We start from the raw sequence: 2,027 nt of genomic DNA, 5'->3' as shown, positions 1-2,027 counted from the left end.
GTCTGGTCCCAGCCGCGCGCACGATCGATCAGGTGCTGCGCTCCGAAAAGCTGATCTCCGGCTCGCAGATCACCAATGTCGGCGGCGCCGGCGGCACGGTCGGCCTGCCGCAATTCGTCAACCAGTGGAAGGGCAAGGGCAACGCGCTGATGGTTGCCGGCATGGTCATGGTTGGCGCCATCATCGCCAACAAGGCCGCCAACAATCTCACCGAAGTGACGCCGATCGCGCGCCTCACCGGCGAGTTCGAGGCGCTGGTGGTGCCGGCAGCCTCGCCGTTCAAGACGGCCAATGATTTCGTCGCGGCGCTGAAGGCGGATCCGACGAAGGTTCCGGTGGCCGGCGGTTCGGCCGGCGGTTCCGACCACATCCTTTTCGGCCTGATCGCCAAGACGGCCGGCGTGCCTGCCGCCAACCTGTCCTATGTGCCGTTCGCCGGCGGCGGCGAGGCACTGTCGGCGCTGCTCGGCAACCAGGTCGCGGCCGGCATTTCCGGCTACGGCGAATTCTCCGAGCAGGTCAAGGCGGGCGCGCTCCGGCTGCTGGCGATCTCGTCGGACAAGCGCCAGGAAGGCATCGACGCGCCGACATTGAAAGAGGCCGGCATCGACGTCGAATTGTTCAACTGGCGCGGCGTCTTTGCACCTCCCGGCGTTTCCGACGAAGACAAGGCGGCGATGATCAAGATGGTCGAGACCATGGCCAAGAGCGAGGCCTGGGCGACCGAGTGCAAGAACCGCAACTGGACGCCGATTCTGCTGACCGGCGACGATTATGCCAAGTTCGTCGCCGAGGACACGACACGCATCGGCGCGATCCTCAAGGATCTCGGCCTCGCCTGATCGCCTCCTGCCTGATCTCGAAGGAGGCTGCATCGCCTTCTTCGAGACAGCGGACATGCGACGGTTCAATGAAACTGCGGCGAAGCCGGCAGTGTAAGGCCGGCTTCCGGGGAGGAGATCATGAGCACCAGCGACCAGCAGGCGTCACCGCCGCGCCTTGCCATACCCGAATTGCTGATCGGCGTCGGGCTTCTTGCCTGCGCCGGGGCCGTTGCCTGGCAGACCCTGGCGATCCCGGTTTCGCCGCTCTATTCCAAGGTCGGCCCGAAGGTCTTCCCCTACATGACCATGGCCGGCATGGTGATCCTGTCGCTGCTGCTCATCGTTGCCGCCCTGCGTGGCGGCTGGCAGCCGGACGAGGAAAAGGAGACGCCGACCGATTGGAAGGCGATGGGTTTCGTGGTCGCGGGGCTCGTTGCCAATCTCGTGCTGATCCAGCCGCTCGGCTTCACAGCCGCCTCGGTGATCATGTTCGTGCTGGTCTGCTTCGGCTTCGGCAGCCGGCATCCGCTGCGCGATGCGCTGCTCGGCCTGATCTTGGCGCTGGCTGCCTATTTCGGATTCGCCAGAGCGCTCGGCGTCAACATCGGGGCCGGCCTGATCGAGAACCAGCTCAACGCGTTGATCAGCGCCCTCGTCGGCATGGGAAGGGGCTGAGGACGATGGACACGCTCGGTTATCTCGCGCACGGATTTGCGGTCGCCTTCACGCCGACCAATCTCTTGTGGTGCCTGCTCGGCACGACGCTCGGAACCGCGATCGGCGTGCTGCCCGGGCTCGGGCCGGCGCTGACCATCGCGCTGCTTTTGCCGATCACCTACCAGGTGGCGCCGGAAGCTTCCTTCATCCTGTTTGCCGGCATCTATTACGGGGCCATGTATGGCGGCTCGACGACGTCGATCCTGCTCAATACACCGGGCGAAAGTGCCACCATCGTCACCGCGCTCGAGGGCAACCGGATGGCGCGTTCGGGCCGCGGCGGCGCGGCGCTCGCGACTTCCGCGATCGGCTCGTTCGTCGCCGGGACCCTCGGCACGCTGGGCGTCGCCTTCCTGGCGCCGATCGTGGTCAAGCTGGCGCTGGCTTTCGGGCCGGCGGAATATTTCTCGCTGATGGTGCTCGCCTTCATCACCGTTTCGGCGGTGCTCGGCTCGTCCTCTGTGCGTGGGCTTACCAGCCTGTTCG

The 2,027-nt window shown here is 65.7% G+C and carries 3 protein-coding genes; all 3 read left to right on the top strand.

The features are described from left to right. Window positions 1-842: tripartite tricarboxylate transporter substrate-binding protein (locus tag EOA60_RS30625; protein ID WP_164899672.1), on the top strand; the 842-nt coding region annotated here is incomplete at its 5' end. A gap of 120 nt (window positions 843-962) precedes the next feature. After that, on the top strand, window positions 963-1,499 hold the full coding sequence (locus tag EOA60_RS30620; RefSeq protein ID WP_067318841.1) for a tripartite tricarboxylate transporter TctB family protein: 537 nt from the start codon (window positions 963-965) through the stop codon (window positions 1,497-1,499). A gap of 5 nt (window positions 1,500-1,504) precedes the next feature. After that, the coding region (locus EOA60_RS30615; protein WP_206628325.1) for a tripartite tricarboxylate transporter permease at window positions 1,505-2,027 on the top strand (523 nt) is incomplete at its 3' end.

Origin of the sequence: Mesorhizobium sp. M1A.F.Ca.IN.020.06.1.1 (genome assembly GCF_004023265.1) — a bacterium.
Lineage (GTDB): Bacteria > Pseudomonadota > Alphaproteobacteria > Rhizobiales > Rhizobiaceae > Mesorhizobium.
The sequence above is the reverse complement of the archived record's forward strand: the minus strand, read 5'-3'. Positions and strand labels throughout refer to the sequence as shown.

Excerpts from the sequence above, each read along its gene's own strand:
- EOA60_RS30620 (WP_067318841.1), top strand. The coding sequence starts at position 963 with ATGAGCACCAGCGACCAGCAGGCGTCACCGCCGCGCCTTGCCATACCC.